Origin of the sequence: Pseudomonas sp. PDM27 (genome assembly GCF_019219205.1) — a bacterium.
In the GTDB taxonomy this organism is placed as follows: domain Bacteria; phylum Pseudomonadota; class Gammaproteobacteria; order Pseudomonadales; family Pseudomonadaceae; genus Aquipseudomonas; species Aquipseudomonas laurylsulfatiphila.
This window is the reverse complement of record NZ_JAHUWF010000001.1, coordinates 709,487-723,400: the sequence shown is the minus strand read 5'-3', so window position 1 is coordinate 723,400 and position 13,914 is coordinate 709,487. Positions and strand designations below refer to the sequence as shown.

The 13,914-nt window shown below is 60.8% G+C and carries 11 protein-coding genes and 1 pseudogene; 7 read left to right on the top strand and 5 right to left on the bottom strand.

What is annotated here, in order from left to right:
- Nucleotides 1-128 precede the first annotated feature (128 nt).
- Nucleotides 129-647 (bottom strand): carboxymuconolactone decarboxylase family protein, encoded by a 519-nt coding sequence (locus KW838_RS03210; protein WP_218500368.1) that lies wholly within the window; start codon nt 645-647, stop codon nt 129-131.
- Nucleotides 648-781: 134 nt separating this feature from the next.
- Between KW838_RS03210 and KW838_RS03205 the strand changes: the two genes are divergently transcribed.
- Entirely contained in the window at nt 782-1,597 is an 816-nt protein-coding gene (locus KW838_RS03205; protein WP_218500367.1) for an AraC family transcriptional regulator, read from the top strand.
- 135 nt (nt 1,598-1,732) lie between these two features.
- On the opposite strand, the gene KW838_RS03200 is transcribed toward KW838_RS03205, so the two are convergent.
- Nucleotides 1,733-2,164: a nuclear transport factor 2 family protein gene (locus tag KW838_RS03200; protein WP_102699839.1), complete on the bottom strand. Its 432-nt coding sequence runs from the start codon at nt 2,162-2,164 to the stop codon at nt 1,733-1,735.
- Between the two features lie 157 nt (nt 2,165-2,321).
- Between KW838_RS03200 and KW838_RS03195 the strand changes: the two genes are divergently transcribed.
- The 3 genes and pseudogenes from KW838_RS03195 to KW838_RS29780 all read left to right on the top strand — a co-directional run bounded on the left by KW838_RS03195 (nt 2,322) and on the right by KW838_RS29780 (nt 4,706).
- Nucleotides 2,322-2,996, top strand: a complete 675-nt coding sequence (locus tag KW838_RS03195; RefSeq protein ID WP_218500366.1) for a DUF2238 domain-containing protein — start codon at nt 2,322-2,324, stop codon at nt 2,994-2,996.
- A gap of 75 nt (nt 2,997-3,071) precedes the next feature.
- Nucleotides 3,072-3,848: pseudogene (locus tag KW838_RS29785) on the top strand (MCP four helix bundle domain-containing protein); the annotation flags it as partial.
- Entirely contained in the window at nt 3,843-4,706 is an 864-nt protein-coding gene (locus KW838_RS29780) for a methyl-accepting chemotaxis protein (protein WP_371317816.1), read from the top strand. The pseudogene KW838_RS29785 and the gene KW838_RS29780, both read left to right, overlap by 6 nt.
- Nucleotides 4,707-4,852: 146 nt before the next feature.
- Here the strand turns inward: KW838_RS29780 and ilvD are convergent, their stop codons facing one another.
- A complete protein-coding gene (gene ilvD / locus KW838_RS03185) occupies nt 4,853-6,535 on the bottom strand; it encodes a dihydroxy-acid dehydratase (protein WP_218500364.1) in 1,683 nt (560 codons plus the stop codon).
- Nucleotides 6,536-7,000: 465 nt separating this feature from the next.
- Here ilvD and mqo point away from each other — a divergent pair, with 465 nt between their 5' ends.
- The 3 genes from mqo (at nt 7,001) to KW838_RS03170 (ending at nt 11,101) form a co-directional block, all read left to right on the top strand.
- Entirely contained in the window at nt 7,001-8,647 is a 1,647-nt protein-coding gene (mqo, locus tag KW838_RS03180) for a malate dehydrogenase (quinone) (RefSeq protein WP_218500363.1), read from the top strand.
- A 566-nt stretch (nt 8,648-9,213) separates the two neighbouring features.
- Nucleotides 9,214-10,455 (top strand): molybdopterin-dependent oxidoreductase, encoded by a 1,242-nt coding sequence (locus KW838_RS03175; RefSeq protein WP_218500362.1) that lies wholly within the window; start codon nt 9,214-9,216, stop codon nt 10,453-10,455.
- Nucleotides 10,456-10,465: 10 nt separating this feature from the next.
- The gene (locus tag KW838_RS03170; RefSeq protein ID WP_218500361.1) at nt 10,466-11,101 is read left to right on the top strand and encodes a c-type cytochrome; all 636 of its coding nucleotides are present in this window, start codon (nt 10,466-10,468) and stop codon (nt 11,099-11,101) included.
- A gap of 267 nt (nt 11,102-11,368) precedes the next feature.
- Here the strand turns inward: KW838_RS03170 and KW838_RS03165 are convergent, their stop codons facing one another.
- Nucleotides 11,369-12,166: a glycosyltransferase family 2 protein gene (locus KW838_RS03165; protein WP_218500360.1), complete on the bottom strand. Its 798-nt coding sequence runs from the start codon at nt 12,164-12,166 to the stop codon at nt 11,369-11,371.
- A gap of 112 nt (nt 12,167-12,278) precedes the next feature.
- Nucleotides 12,279-13,859 (bottom strand): arylsulfatase, encoded by a 1,581-nt coding sequence (locus tag KW838_RS03160; RefSeq protein ID WP_218500359.1) that lies wholly within the window; start codon nt 13,857-13,859, stop codon nt 12,279-12,281.
- Between the last annotated feature and the right edge of the window lie 55 nt (nt 13,860-13,914).

Here is a 13,914-nt window from a genome sequence, read left to right as displayed (position 1 = left end):
CACTTGAGCAAAATCACTGTGGGAGCGAGCTTGCTCGCGATAGCGTCAGGCCAGACGACATTGATGTTGAATGGGCCACCGCGATCGCGAGCAAGCTCGCTCCCACAGGTTGTTTCGGGGGGATCGGTTCAGGCCTCGATGGCCGGGAAGTCGATGTCGGTCAGGATTGCGTTGTTCAGGTAGTTGGTGAGCGTCTGCGCAGCCACATGGGCGATCACTTCGATGATCTTGCCGTCGTCGATACCCGCGATACGGGCTGCGGCGATCTGCTCGGCGCTCAGGTGGCCACGGCTTTCGGTGACCTGGCGGGCGAGGGTGGCAATGGCGTTAAGCTCGCCGTGTCGTGCGCTGAGGATCTCCTGCTTCGACAGTCCGGCCTTACCGGCGAACACCGAGTGAGCCGCCAGGCAGTACTCGCAGCCGTTGACTTGCGAAGTGGCGAGGAACACCGCTTCCTTTTCCGTGGCGCTCAGGGACGTCTTGCCCAGTGCGGCCGAGTTTTGCAGGTACGAGGCCAGCACGGCCGGTGCGTGGGCCAGGACTTTGAAGACGTTGGGCAGAAAACCGATTTTCTTCTGCACGCCTTCCAGCAGCGGGCGGGTGGTGTCGGTGGCGTTTTCCAGGCTGATCGGGGCAATGCGGGTCATGGTGATACTCCGTGATGTGAGGCGCGGAATGCGCTGGGTACGGAGCTCATGTTAGGGAGAAGGTCTGGTGTATTGGATGCAAATCGTCGAGGATATGCGACAGATCGTCCAGAACTGCCTTCGGGAGCCTTGTCATGGATCGCTTGTCCACGTTGCTCACCCATTTCGGCGTCAATGCCGGCACTTTCCATAGCGGAATGTTCTGCGGCACCGTCGCCTACGACGGCAAACAGGCCAGCGGTCATTTGCACCTGCTTCAGGCCGGCGAGTTGCTGCTCAAAATGGGCGACCAGCCGGACCTGCAACTGACCGAGCCGAGCCTGATCTTTTTCCCCCGGCCCTATCGGCATCGTCTGTTTGCGTCTGAAGCATCCGGCACGCAACTGGTGTGCGCGACCCTGGATTTCGACGGCGGTGCGGGCAATGCCCTGGCGGCGGCGCTGCCGGATTACCTGGTGCTCAAGCTCGATGAAATCCCGACCCTGGCCGGGACCCTGGAATGGCTGTTCAACGAGGCGTTCGACGGTACGTGCGGGCGTGAAGCGGTGATGGATCGCCTGTTCGAGCTGCTGGTGATTCTGTTGCTGCGGCACATCCTGAGCACCACGGGCCAGCAACCGGGCATGATGGCGGGCCTTGCCGATGCGCGCCTGGCGCGGCCCCTGAGCCTGATGCATCAAAGCCCGGCCAAGGCCTGGAGCGTGGCCGAACTCTCGGTCGCCGCCAACATGTCGCGGGCCAGTTTCGCCGAACACTTTCGCCGGGTGGTCGGGCAGACGCCGGTGGATTACCTGGTGAGCTGGCGCATCAGCCTGGCGCAGAAGCGCCTGCGCGAGGGCCGGCCGATAGCGCTGATTGCCGAGGAAGTGGGGTATGAGAGCCCCTCGGCGCTGGCCCGGGCGTTCCGGCGCAAGACCGGGCTGAGCCCGCGGGAGTGGAAGGGTAGTTGATACACCCGAAAACCCTGTGGGAGCGAGCTTGCTCGCGATAGCGGTGTGTCAGACACCTGATATGGCGACCGACACTCCGCCATCGCGAGCAAGCTCGCTCCCACAGGTCCCGCGGTGCAGCTTCTTGCGCGAGTATCAGAACTTGAACGCCTGCCGTCCCACCAACAGCCATTTACCGTCCTGCTTTTGCCAGATCTGGAAGTTCTCGATCTCAGTGGGCACCACTTCAGTGCCTTTGAGCGCTTGCGCCGAGAAATGGTGGCGGACCAGTGCGACATCGCCCGAGACGGTGATGGTCTGGTTTTGCATCTCAAGGGTCTTGAACGCGCTTTTGCCGGTTTCGATGTCGGCGATGAAGGCCTGCTTGTCCTGGATCTTGCCGCTGGAATGCCCGTAGGTCAGGTTCTCGGCGGTCAAGGCTTTCAGCTCCGGGATGTCCTTGTGCAGCATGGCCTGGGTCAGGTGGTCGACCGCTTGGGCCACGTCCTTGTCCGAGGCGGCCGGGGTGGCGGCGACGTAGCCGGTGAACAGGCACAGAAAACCAATCAGCACTTTTGCTTTTTTCATGGGTATTTCCTTGTTGTTGTAGGGATGACTGATGAATGGATGAGTATTCATCAGTCATCGTACAACTTATCACGCACTGGAGGGAAAAAGCGAACTTGCCCGGCGACCTTGCCTCGAAGTTAAAAGGGCGATGTCCTGACTTCGAGGTATTGCAGCCATGCAGCCGAACCAACGTATACGGCACGACCTGACGTTGCTGATGGTGTTCCTGGTGATCGTCGTGGTGTCGGGTTTTTCTCCCCGCAGCCGGGTGGACTGGGCGTTGGAAAACCTGCTGGTGCTGTTGCTGGTGGGGACGCTGGTCGCGGTTTCTCGGCGATTCCGCTTGTCGGCGTTGTCCATCACGTTGGTGTTTGCGTTTCTGTGCGTACATGAACTGGGCGCCCATTACACCTATTCCCTGGTGCCTTACGATCGTTGGTCTTCGGCGTGGTTGGGCTTCAGTTTCGATCGGGCGGCAGGTGTTCACCGCAATCACTACGACCGGCTGGTGCATCTGAGCTACGGGCTGCTGCTGGCATATCCGGTGCGCGAAGTCCTGTGGCGGCTGACGCCGCTGCGCGGGTTCTGGCTGTTTTTCGTGACCCTGAACATCATGCTGTCGACCTCCGCCCTGTACGAACTGGTGGAGTGGATCGGCGGTGCCTTCCTGGGCAATGACACGGCGAAGGCCTTCGTCGGCGCGCAAAACGATCCGTGGGATTCGCAAAAGGACATGGCCATCGCGGTCGCCGGTGCGTTTGCCAGCCTGTCGCTGGTGTCCCTGCGCGGCATGCGGCAAAAGCAACCGGTGACGACCGCATGTCGCAAAAAACACAATCTGTGGCAATAGGCTTCAATTACTGCGCGACCCCGTCGATAACCTCTTCAAGAGTGCCATCCGCGCGGGGGAACCCCGCCGCCTAACGTGCCAGAGAGGAACCACAGAGTGTCCATAAAACTGCGTTTAATGTTGCTGATCGGCACCGGACTACTGGCTGCATTGATCATGAGCCTGGTCAGTTACCTGGGGAACGCCCGGATGGCCGAGGCCGTGGGCGACGACAACGTCAGCATGGCCGCGCTGCGCAATCACCTCGAAGCCGACATGATGCACGACGCGTTGCGCGCCGACGTGCTGTCGGCCATGTTGGTGGGCTTGAACAAGAGCACCAGCAGCAAGGCCGAGGTGCGCAGTTCCATCGAAGAGCACACCCAACGCTTTCGCGAAGTGCTCGGGGAAAACCTCAAGCTGCCGGTCAGCGACACCATCAAGGCCGGCCTGAACAAGATCAAGCCCAGCCTCGACACCTACATCGGCACTGCCGAGCGTATCGTCGGGCTGGCCCTGGAAAACCCGGAAGCCGCGCAACAGGAACTGGGCACGTTCAACAACGCCTTCAGCCAACTGGAAGACCAGATGGAGGCCCTCAGCGAGTTGATCGAAAGCGACACGCAACAGACCAGCCAGGGCACCGCGCTTGCCATCAACAACGCCAACCTGACCCTCGGCGGCGTGCTGATCGCCAGCCTGTTGTTGCTGCTGGCCCTGGGGCGTTCGGCGATCCTGAGCATCATGGGCCCGTTGCAAACCGCCAGCCGCATTGCCGAGAGCATCGCCCATGGCAACCTCAGTGAGCCGATCGTCGAGCCCACCCACAAGGACGAAGCCAGCGCCTTGATTCGTAGCCTGGCAACCATGCAGCGGGATTTGCGCGGCATGATCGAGGTCGTCCGCAGCAACGCCCACGGCGTCAGCGGCATGAGCGAACTGCTGAGCAACGGCTGCCATGAGGTGGCCGGCAGCAGCCAGCAGCAAAGCGCGGCGGCCAGCACCATGGCCGCGGCCGCCAGCGAAATGACCGCGAGCATCGAGGAAATCACCCGGCATGCCGAACGGGCGCTGAACATGGCCAATCAGGCAGAAAACCTGGCCAAGGATGGCGGCCGGGTGATCCACCAGGTGGTCAGCGACATGGACGGCATCGCGCGTTCGGCGCAGCAGTCGGCGCAGGTGATCCGCACGCTGGACAAGGAGTCCGAAGGGATTTTCAACATCATCCAGGTGATCAAGGGTATTGCCGACCAGACCAACCTGCTGGCACTCAACGCCGCCATCGAAGCCGCCCGCGCCGGCGAGCAGGGTCGCGGTTTTGCCGTGGTGGCCGATGAGGTCCGCAGCCTGGCGGGGCGCACCAGCGCTTCCACCCAGGAAATCGCCAGCATGGTCGCGCGCATCCAGCAAAGCACTCGCGAGGCGGTGGTCAGCATGGAGGAGGGCGTGGCCCAGGTCGACAAAGGCATGGCGGTGACGGCCGATGTCGAGCGCGCCATCCGCGAGATCCTCGATGCCACGCTGCACACCACGCAACTGGTCAATGACATCAGCCGTACCATCGGCGAGCAAAGCCTGGCCAGCAACGAGATCGCCCATCAGGTGGAGATGATTGCCGGCATGTCCGAAGGCAACAGCAAGGTGATCGGGCAGACGGCGTCGACCACCGATGAACTGTCCAGTCTGGCGGGGCAGCTGTCGCAGTCGGTGGATCGGTTCAGGCTTTGAGGTAGAGGTTGCCTGACAGGACGCCATCGCGAGCAAGCTCGCTCCCACAAGGGCAGGGGTGTACACAAATGCTGAGTACATCCAATCCACTGTGGGAGCGAGCTTGCTCGCGATGGCAATAGTCCAGACAACGCAGGACTAACGGCCTACAAATACTTGTCCGTCACCGCCCCCTCCGAAGCACTGGACACGGTCTTCGCATACTTGGCCAACACCCCGCGCTTGTACTTCGATTCCGGCCGCACCCAGCGGCTCTTGCGCTGCGCAAGCACGGCATCGGAAACATCGACCGTGATCAACCGCGTTTCAGCATCGATGATGATCCTGTCGCCATTCTCGACCAGCGCAATCGGCCCGCCTTCAAAGGCTTCCGGCGTGATGTGACCGACCACGAAACCGTGGGAACCACCGGAAAAACGCCCGTCGGTGATCAGCGCCACCTCCTTGCCCAGGCCCTTGCCCATGACCGCTGAGGTCGGCGAGAGCATTTCGCGCATGCCCGGCCCGCCCTTGGGCCCTTCGTAGCGGATCACGATCACTTCGCCGGGTCGCACTTCGCCATTGAGAATGCCGGCCAGCGCACCTTCCTCGCCGTGATAGACCCGTGCCGTGCCTTCAAAGCGCAGGCCTTCCTTGCCGGTGATCTTGGCCACGGAGCCGGTGGGCGAGAGGTTGCCGCGCAGGATGACCAGGTGCGAGTCCTTCTTGATCGGCTGGTCGAAGGGCCGGATCACGTCCTGTCCGGCCGGATAGTCGGGCACGCCGGCGAGGTTTTCCGCCAGGGTCTGGCCGGTGACGGTCAGCACATCGCCGTGCAGCATGCCGGCATCGAGCATGCGTTTCATCAGCGGTTGAATGCCGCCGATGGCCACCAGCTCGCTCATCATGTACTTGCCGCTGGGGCGCAGGTCGGCGACCACCGGGGAGATCTTGCCCAGCTCGACGAAGTCATCCAGGGTCAGTTCCACATCCACCGCGTTGGCCATGGCCAGCAGATGCAGCACGGCGTTGGTTGAGCCGGCGAGGGCGATCACCACGCGGATCGCATTCTCGAAGGCTTTGCGGGTCATGATGTCCCGGGGCTTGAGGTCGAGCTTGAGCAGCTCCATGACCTGCTGGCCGGCGCGGAAACTGTCCGAGGCCTTGTCGCCGCCAATGGCGTCCTGGGAGCTGGAGCCGGGCAGGCTCATGCCCAGCGCCTCGATGGCCGAGGCCATGGTGTTGGCGGTGTACATGCCGCCACAGGAACCGGGGCCGGGAATCGCCACTTCCTCGATCTGCTTGACCTGGATCTCGCTGATGTCGCCCCGCGCGTGCTGGCCCACGGCCTCGAACACGGAAATGATGTCGGTATGCCCGGCGCCCGGCTGGATGGTGCCGCCATAGACAAAGATCGATGGGCGATTTAGCCGCGCCATGCCGATCAGGCAGCCCGGCATGTTCTTGTCGCAGCCGCCGATGGTCACCAGGCCGTCGAAACCCTCGCAACCGGTGACCACTTCGATGGAGTCGGCGATCACCTCGCGCGATACCAGCGAATACTTCATGCCTTCGGTGCCGTTGGCGATGCCGTCGGAGATGGTGATGGTGTTGAAGATCACGCCCTTGGCGCCCGCGGCATTCGCACCTTTTTCAGCTTCGCGCGCCAGCTTGTCGATGTGCATGTTGCAGGGGGTGACCATGGCCCAGGTGGACGCGATGCCGATCTGCGGCTTGTCGAAGTCTGCATCGGTAAAACCCACGGCCCGCAGCATGGCCCGGGCGGGCGCGGCTTCGACGCCGTCGATCACTTGGGATGAATATTTGCGCAGATCGTCTTTATCGCTCATGACAACACCTCAAGCCTCAGCGGAAAAAGCCCAGTGAGTATAGTTCCCCTCCTGAAAGGCAAAAGATCGCAGCCTTCGGCAGCTCCTACAGGGTTTTTTGCACTGGCGGTGTATCAATGTAGGAGCTGCCGAAGGCTGCGATCTTATGATCTTGAACCGGACCACACAGTCTCGAACAGACGCGCGGGTTTGCCATGTCGTGATATTCTTCGCAACAACTTGGTTTGACCTATTCTGTTTACCCGTCCTCGCGACGGGCGAACGAATCACTGTCGCTCAAGTAGCTGAAGCCAAAAAAGATAAAAAGTCAGTTCAGAAGGGACAAAAAACTGGGGTCGATGCAGTTCATCGGCCTTGTGTGCCCACCCTGCAATCCTTGAGTGCCGCATCCGTGACTGCCATGAAACACGGGGCTGTGCGCATGAGGATGGAAGGGCGGATGGCGTTTTATCATAGGTGCTACAGATGTTTAAGAAAGTGAACACAGCCCTGCTGGGGCTGGCCTTGTCGTTGGGGATGACGACAGCCCAGGCCGAAGAAGCCAAGAAGGTCGACGTACTGCTGATTGGCGGCGGCATCATGAGCGCGACCCTGGGTGTCTGGCTCAACGAGCTGGAACCTGGCACTTCGATGGAAATGATCGAGCGCCTCGACGGCGTCGCCCAGGAAAGCTCCAACGGCTGGAACAACGCCGGTACCGGTCACTCCGCCCTGGCCGAACTGAACTACACCCCGGAAGACGAGAACGGCAAGGTCTCGATCCCGAAGGCCGTTGAAATCAACGAAGCCTTCCAGATCTCCCGTCAGTTCTGGGCCTGGCAGGTTCAGCAAGGCGTGCTGAAGAACCCGCGTTCGTTCATCAATTCCACGCCGCACATGAGCTTCGTGTGGGGCGATGACAACATCAAGTTCCTGAAAAAACGCTACGACGCCCTGCAGGCGAGCCCGCTGTTCGCCGGCATGCAGTACTCCGAAGACCCGGCTGTGATCAAGCAGTGGGTGCCGCTGATGATGGAAGGGCGTGACCCGAACCAGAAAATCGCGGCCACCTGGAGCCCGATCGGCACCGACGTGAACTTCGGCGAAATCACGCGTCAGTTCGTTGCACACCTGCAAACCACGCCGAAGTTCGACTTGAAGCTGTCCAGCGAAGTGCAGGACATCACCCGCAACGAAGACGGCAGCTGGCGTGTCAGCTACAAAAACCTGAAAGACGGCAGCAAGACCGAAACCGACGCCAAGTTCGTGTTCATCGGCGCCGGCGGCGGTGCCCTGCACCTGCTGCAGAAGTCCGGCATTCCTGAAGCCCAGGAATACGCAGGCTTCCCGGTCGGCGGCTCGTTCCTGGTGACCGAGAACCCGACCCTGGCCGAACAACACCTGGCCAAGGCCTACGGCAAGGCTTCGGTGGGCGCACCGCCGATGTCGGTTCCGCACCTGGACACCCGCGTGCTGGACGGCAAGCGCGTGATCCTGTTTGGCCCGTTCGCGACCTTCAGCACCAAGTTCCTGAAAGAAGGTTCGTACCTGGACCTGCTGACCACCACGACCACCCACAACGTGTGGCCAATGACCAAGGTCGGCATCAAGGAATACCCGCTGGTCGAGTACCTCGCCGGCCAGCTGATGCTGTCTGACGAAGACCGCCTCAATGCCCTGAAGGAATACTTCCCGAACGCCAAGGCTGAAGACTGGCGCCTGTGGCAAGCCGGCCAGCGCGTGCAGATCATCAAGCGTGACGAAGCCGCCGGTGGCGTGCTGAAACTGGGCACCGAAATCGTCGCTTCGCAAGACGGCAGCATCGCCGGCCTGCTGGGCGCCTCCCCAGGCGCATCGACCGCCGCACCGATCATGCTGACCGTGCTGCAGAAAGTGTTCAAGGACAAGGTCGCGAGCCCTGAGTGGCAGGCAAAACTGCACCAGATCGTACCGAGCTACGGCACCCAGCTGAACAACAGCCCTGAGAAAGTCGCTGAAGAGTGGGCCTACACCGCCAAGGTGCTGGAACTGACTCCGCCACCAGCGGTGATTGCGCCGGCTGTGAAACCAGTGACTGTCGACACGGATGCGAAAGCGCCGAAGCCTAGTGCTGCGAGTGATATGGCTCTGTAACTAGACGCCGGATCAAAAAAAGCCCACTGAACCGGCGACGGTCAGTGGGTTTTTTGTGGGCGATGACCAGGACATGCCGAAAAGCTGTTCACTTAAGCGTGTCTTCAGTCAAAGAGAAACCCGTGGCGAGGGAGCTTGCTCCCGCTTGAGTGCGTAGCACTCACATAAAAAACGGCACATTTTTTGGGGCCGCTACGCAGCCCAGCGGGAGCAAGCTCCCTCGCCACAGAAAGCAGTGTGTCTGAGGCATTTGCTTAAGTGAACAGCACTCTCTCTATGCCGCACATATCGGCAATCCCTGTCATCAATTGCCAAGTATCTGACGCTCAATGTGAAGCAGACAGGTTGGCTGTGTCGATACTGATTTGTTTACCGACCTGGGTAACGCGAAACCGTAAGTCTGAGACCTCTCCGCCCTGGCGGGAATATGGGCGGCGTTCCGACTATGGACGAACTTGCGCTGCGTTTAGTCAGTCAGCGCGCGTTTTCGTTTACGTCCATCGCGAGCAGGCTCGCTCCCACAGTTGTCAGTTGCATCTCGATAAAACAATCATAGAGAGCGCAGAATGAAGTTCAGTTTTATAGACAACCGCCAGCCGAGCCGCCGGCGGGTTTTACGCGATGCTTTCACGTTGGCTTTGGCGGCTTCGCCGGTGGCAAATCTCGCCAGGGCAGCCGAGGAAAACACTGAGGAAGTGACCTTTGCCGCGGGTCCGCGACCATTGGTGCAATACCCGCAAAAACGCCCGTTGACCCTGGTGACCACGCGCCCGCCGCACCTGGAGACGCCGTTTTCTGTCTTCAATGAAGGGGCCATCACGCCCAATGACGCGTTTTTCGTGCGTTACCACCTGGCCGATTTTCCGACAAGCATCGATCCGGACAGTTACCGCCTGACGATCAAGGGCTTGGTCGACACGCCGCTGTCGCTTTCCCTTGCCGAACTCAAGGCGCTTGCCGAGCCGGTGGAGGTGGTGGCCGTCAATCAGTGTTCGGGCAACAGCCGTGGCTTCTCGATGCCGCGGGTGTTCGGGGCTCAGTTGGGCAATGGCTCGATGGGCAATGCGCGATGGCTGGGGGTGCCGCTCAAGGCGGTACTGGAAAAGGCCGGAGTGAAGGCTGGTGCCATGCAAGTGACCTTCCGTGGGCTCGACAAGCCGGTGCTGCCAAGCACGCCGGAGTTCATCAAGGCGCTGGACATCAGCCATGCCATGGACGGCGAGCCGATGATCGCCTGGTCGATGAATGGCACCGACCTGCCATTTCTCAACGGTTACCCGATTCGTCTGGTGGTGCCCGGTTATTTCGGCACGTACTGGGTCAAGCACCTGAGTGAGATCGAAGTCGTCGACCATACCTACGATGGTTTTTTCATGGCCAAGGGGTACCGGGTTCCGGATAACGATTGCCTGTGCATTGCCCCCGGTACCACGGCGGCGAACACCCAACCGATTTCCAGATTGCCGGTGCGCAGTTTCATCACCAGCGTCAAACATGGCGATGTATTGCCGCTGAACCAAAGCCTGGTGCTCAAGGGCATCGCGTTCGATGGCGGCGCCGGGGTCAACAAGGTTGAGGTGTCGATCGACGGCGGAGCTACATGGCGCGAATCCACCCTCGGGCAGGACCTGGGCCGTTTCTCCTTTCGTGAGTGGACGCTGCCGGTCACCTTTACCAACAAGGGCGCCACTCAGTTGATGGTGCGCGCCAGCAACAGGGCCGGCGAGACGCAGCCGCTGCAAGCGGACTGGAACCCCGGTGGCTACCGCCGCCATGTCGTCGAAACCCGCCACGTGACCGTCGCCTGAGGAGGGCTGCATGAAACTTTTGACCTCCCTGCTGTGCGCCGCTCAGGTTTGCCTGATGACCCTGGCAGACGCCGCGCCACTCTCGATCACCTTGCCGCCCGAAACGGCAGCGTTCAAGCCCAGTTCGCTGCCTGGTTACCCATTGGCGCAGCAGAAGTGCTCCACCTGCCATTCGGCCGACTACATCAACTTCCAGCCGCCCGGCATGAGCCTGGCGCAGTGGACCGCCGAAGCGGGCAAGATGCAGCACGTGTACGGTGCTCCGATCAGCGACCGGGATGTGAGTGTGATCGGCGCCTACCTGGCGGCGACCTACGGCAGTGCAAAGGCCAGCGACGCCGATGTCCAGGCGGCCTCGAATCCGCCGGTGGAGCAGCCGCCGACGGTATCGGTGGCAAAAGTGGCTTCAGCCTTGCTCAAGGACAACGCCTGCCTGTCCTGCCACGCAATCGACCATAAGGTCGTTGGCCCGGCCTATCACGATGTGGCGGCCAGGTATGCCAACGACCCCCAGGCACTGGCCCGGGTAATGTCCAGCATTCAGCGCGGCGGCAGCGGGAAGTGGGGGGATGTGCCCATGCCGCCCTTCGCGCAGTTGGGCCCGGACGACCTGAAAAGCCTGGCGACGTTCATCATGAGCCAGTGAGCCCGCCGTCCAGATAGCGGGCAATGGTCGCCAGTTGGGTGGAGCACGCGTTCCCCTGTAGGAGTTGCCGCAGGCTGCGATCTTTTGATCTTGATCTTCAGCTATCTCCAGATCGCAAAAGCAAGATCAAAAGATCGCAGCCTTCGGCAGCTCCTACAGTTATTTCGAAATCCGTGTTCCGCGGGATTCCGTGAAGAACCAAAAAAAAGCCCACTGGAGCGGCGACGCTCAGTGGGCTTTTCTGTGAGTGCGATTTGTTCAATCCATCTAGGGATTGGCGGCACTGAAGCGCTTGAGAATGTCCTGGTACATTTTGGTCCGCCGGTGATCCCGGCCATATCCCCCCGCGGCGGCGACGGTGCCGGCCTGGACGTGGTCCAGGTACTTGAAGATTTTGCCGGGGGACAGAAACACCACCTTGTAGCCGAGGCCGATCGCGCGGTCCTGCAGTTCATAACCGGGCACCCGGTCATCGATCTGGAAATGCAGACCCTGCTGCTTCATCAACCTGCAATTCCATAGCGTGCAAAAGCTTTTCAGGTGGGTTTCGGTGTAGGGCTTCGGTTCTCTTGAGCGTAGGCCCAGGGAGAGTTTCAAGCGGCGAAAATGGTGCTTTGCGAAGCGTGAGGTGAAGCGCCAGACAGTCCTTGGCAACCCGCGATTGAGTTGCTCGGTGCAGCCGACCGCGATGACGTTTCGATCCCTGGTGCAGTGCTCCATCATCAGCGCAAAGATGTTGGCATCGAAGACGAAGGTGTCGGTGTGCATCAGGAACAGATGGTCGGTATTGACCCTGGCCAGCGCCATGTCCAGTGCCTTGCCATGGGCGATGTGGCCGGGTTCTTTGGTGGGGGCATCGCGTTCGATCAGGTTGATCCAGTCCAGTGAGCGCAGGTACTCGACGCTGGCGTCCGCCGAATCGTTGTCCACCACCCAGACGGGTATGCCGGCTTTGCGTGCAGGCTCACGCAAAAGGTCCAGGCAGATCCTGGTCAGATCGAGGGTTTTGTAGTTCACCAGAACGATGCTGAACGGCGGTTTGGCGCTTGTATCGACACGGGCCATCTTCGAAATGCTCGACTACCTGAAAGCTTCGAAGACTAAACAAGCAACCTTAGCCCAAGCTTAATTTCACCTGGGCGGGTTGGCCGTTGGCATTCAGGCGGCCTCGATACGCCTAGGGCTTGGCCTGGTTTTTCAGCTTCTCTTCGATTTTCGCATCGACCGCCGCACGAATCTGGTCAACGCTGAAACTGGCAGGCTTCTGGCTCGGCGGGTACTCGATGAAGGTCTGCAGGAAGCGCGCCGCCTTGGCAACACCCGCGGCCATCAGGTAGGAGTTTTTCACCAGCCAGTCGTTGTACTGGTCCGAGACCAGGTCAGCCCGTTCATAAGGGTCCATGCGCAGGTTGAACAGCTTCGGCACGCGCAGTGGCACGAACGGGCTGCTCCACACCGCAAAGCCACCGGGTTCGCGCTGTTCGGCGAAGACCACTTTCCAGTTGTCGAAGCGCATCGATACCAGCACGCCGTCGTCGTTGAAGTAGTAGAACTCGCGACGCTCGCCTTTAGGCTGTTGGCCGGTCAGGTACGGCAACTGGTTGTAGCCGTCCAGGTGCACCTTGAAGCTGTTGCCACCCGAGGTCGGTGCCCAACCCTTGAGCAACTTTTCCTTCACGTCGGTTTCGCCCGCGGCTGCCAGCAAGGTCGGGAACCAGTCCATGCCCGAGAACATCTCGTTGGACACTTCACCGGCCTTGATCTTGCCTGGCCAACGAATGATCGCCGGCACGCGGTAGGCGCCTTCCCAGTTGGAGTTCTTCTCGTTACGGAACGGCGTGGTGGCTGCGTCCGGCCAGGAGAACTGGTTCGGGCCGTTGTCGGTGGTGTAGACGACGATGGTGTTGTCGGCGATTTTCAGGTCGTCGAGGGTCTTCAGCAGTTTGCCGACATCGCCGTCGTGTTCCAGCATGCCATCGGCGTAGTCGTTGCCGGGCATGCCGCTCTGGCCCTTCATCGAGTCGCGTACGTGGGTGAACAGATGCATGCGCGTGGTGTTCATCCAGACGAAGAACGGCTTGTCGGCCTTGGCCTGTTTCTCGATGAAGGATTGAGCGGCAGCCGTGGTTTCGTCGTCGATGGTTTCCATGCGCTTGGCGGTCAGCGCGCCGGTGTCTTCGATCTTGCCGTCGGCGTAGCTGTGGATCACGCCGCGTGGCGTCCTGGCCTTGACGAAGTCAGGGTCATCCTTGGGCCAGTAAGGGCGCTCGGGTTCCTCTTCGGCGTTGAGGTGATAGAGGTTGCCGAAGAACTCGTCGAAACCGTGGTTGGTCGGCAGGAATTCGTCCTTGTCACCCAGGTGGTTCTTGCCGAACTGGCCGGTTGCATAACCCTGGGACTTGAGCGCCTGGGCGATGGTGATGTCGCGTTTTTGCAGGCCGATCGGCGCGCCCGGCACGCCCACCTTGGTCAGGCCGGTGCGCAGCGGTGACTGGCCGGTGATGAACGACGAGCGCCCGGCGGTGCAGCTGTTCTCCGCGTAATAGTCGGTGAACAGCATGCCTTCGTGGGCGATGCGGTCGATGTTCGGCGTCTTGTAGCCGACCACGCCCATGGAATAGGCGCTGATGTTGGTCTGGCCGATGTCATCGCCGAAAATCACCAGAATGTTGGGTTTGTCAGCGGCATTCGCCGCCATTGCCATGACCGTTATCGCCACCAGGGCAAGTTTCGGCAGCCACTTTTTTATGCGAGTCATCTGACTGGCTCCTTGTTGACGGGCGTCGCACAGGGCGACCAGCGGCCATGTTCGA

Coding starts and splice junctions, on each gene's coding strand:
- KW838_RS29780 (WP_371317816.1), top strand. CDS start 3,843: ATGCAGCGGGATTTGCGCGGCATGATCGAGGTCGTCCGCAGCAACGCC.
- KW838_RS03195 (WP_218500366.1), top strand. CDS start 2,322: ATGCAGCCGAACCAACGTATACGGCACGACCTGACGTTGCTGATGGTG.
- KW838_RS03170 (WP_218500361.1), top strand. CDS start 10,466: ATGAAACTTTTGACCTCCCTGCTGTGCGCCGCTCAGGTTTGCCTGATG.
- ilvD (WP_218500364.1), bottom strand. CDS start 6,535: ATGAGCGATAAAGACGATCTGCGCAAATATTCATCCCAAGTGATCGAC.
- KW838_RS03160 (WP_218500359.1), bottom strand. CDS start 13,859: ATGACTCGCATAAAAAAGTGGCTGCCGAAACTTGCCCTGGTGGCGATA.
- KW838_RS03175 (WP_218500362.1), top strand. CDS start 9,214: ATGAAGTTCAGTTTTATAGACAACCGCCAGCCGAGCCGCCGGCGGGTT.
- KW838_RS03210 (WP_218500368.1), bottom strand. CDS start 647: ATGACCCGCATTGCCCCGATCAGCCTGGAAAACGCCACCGACACCACC.
- KW838_RS03200 (WP_102699839.1), bottom strand. CDS start 2,164: ATGAAAAAAGCAAAAGTGCTGATTGGTTTTCTGTGCCTGTTCACCGGC.
- KW838_RS03165 (WP_218500360.1), bottom strand. CDS start 12,166: ATGGCCCGTGTCGATACAAGCGCCAAACCGCCGTTCAGCATCGTTCTG.
- mqo (WP_218500363.1), top strand. CDS start 7,001: ATGTTTAAGAAAGTGAACACAGCCCTGCTGGGGCTGGCCTTGTCGTTG.
- KW838_RS03205 (WP_218500367.1), top strand. CDS start 782: ATGGATCGCTTGTCCACGTTGCTCACCCATTTCGGCGTCAATGCCGGC.